The organism is Vibrio sp. Vb1026 (assembly GCF_033338745.1).
Taxonomy (GTDB): domain Bacteria; phylum Pseudomonadota; class Gammaproteobacteria; order Enterobacterales; family Vibrionaceae; genus Vibrio; species Vibrio alginolyticus.
Genome location: NZ_JAWOTH010000078.1, coordinates 1 through 1,466, shown reverse-complemented (window position 1 = coordinate 1,466; position 1,466 = coordinate 1). Strand labels below are relative to the sequence as shown.

The following is a 1,466-nucleotide window of genomic DNA, read 5'->3' as shown; positions in this document are numbered from 1 at the left end:
ATAACATACATTAACAAAAATTATATTTCGAACATTTGGTGTTTTATCTTGATGTTCGTCGGCTAAAACGTTTGCTTGTAAAATTAACTGCCAATTAATTTTAAAATCTATGTATTTAAATGTTGTGTGATGTGAATTTATTGTGCTTCAGTTGTTGTTTTCTCACTGAGTGGTAAGACCAATACGCTCGGAGTAGGGGATTTCCCTACTTGTTAATCGAGGAGTAAAGGCAGCAGAAATAGTTCGAAATTACGGCTAACGTGAATTTTCTCGGTAAAAGGGTAAAAATTGACCTCATTTACAAATTAGGGCTTGAGATTTTTCTGCGAAAAATGAACTATGGGGTAGGTTTAATTTATTACATGGAGAGTTATGCGATGAGAGTAGGTTTAGTTGGTTGGCGCGGCATGGTCGGTTCGGTTCTAATGCAGCGTATGGTCGAAGAAAAAGACTTTGACTTGATTGAACCAGTTTTCTACAGCACTTCTCAAGTAGGTATCCCTGCGCCTAATCTAGGAAAAGATGCAGGTATGCTTCAAGATGCCTTTGATATCGAAAGTTTAAAACAGCTTGATGCGATCATTACGTGTCAAGGTGGCAGCTACACTGAAAAAGTGTACCCAGCACTTCGTCAAGCAGGCTGGAAAGGTTACTGGATTGATGCAGCTTCAACACTGCGTATGGCGGAAGATTCGATCATCACGCTAGACCCTGTGAACCTAAAACAAATTCAACATGGTATTCATGGCGGCACGAACACCTTTGTAGGTGGTAACTGTACCGTTAGCCTGATGCTGATGGGTCTTGGTGGCCTGTTTGAAAAAGGGTTGGTGGAATGGACCAGTGCGATGACTTACCAAGCCGCTTCTGGCGCTGGCGCGCAAAACATGCGTGAGTTGATCTCTCAAATGGGCGTTATCAACGATGCAGTAAGTTCAGAACTGGCAAATCCAGCAAGCTCAATTCTTGATATTGACAAGAAAGTTGCAGACACAATGCGCAGCGCGTCATTCCCTACAGACAAGTTCGGCGTACCACTAGCTGGCTCGTTGATCCCGTGGATCGATGTGAAGCGCGATAATGTCAGAGCAAAGAAGAGTGGAAAGCGGGTGTTGAAGCGAACAAGATCCTTGGTTCTCAAGGCGCTCCAGTTCCTATCGATGGTACATGTGTGCGTATCGGTGCGATGCGTTGTCACTCTCAAGCATTGACTATTAAGCTTAAGCAAAATGTGCCGATGGATGAAATCGAAGAAATCATTGCAACTCACAATGACTGGGTGAAGGTGATTCCAAACGATCGTGACATCACGGCTCAAGAGCTAACGCCAGCGAAGGTCACCGGCACTATGTCAGTTCCTGTTGGTCGTCTACGCAAGATGGCAATGGGTGATGATTTCCTAAACGCGTTCACTGTTGGTGACCAATTACTTTGGGGTGCTGCTGAGCCACTGCGTCGTACGCTTC

General features: G+C 44.4%; 1 pseudogene. It reads left to right on the top strand.

The window, feature by feature from the left end:
• Window positions 1-332: 332 nt before the first annotated feature.
• Window positions 333-1,466, top strand: a pseudogene (asd, locus tag R7E47_RS24300) (aspartate-semialdehyde dehydrogenase); the annotation flags it as partial.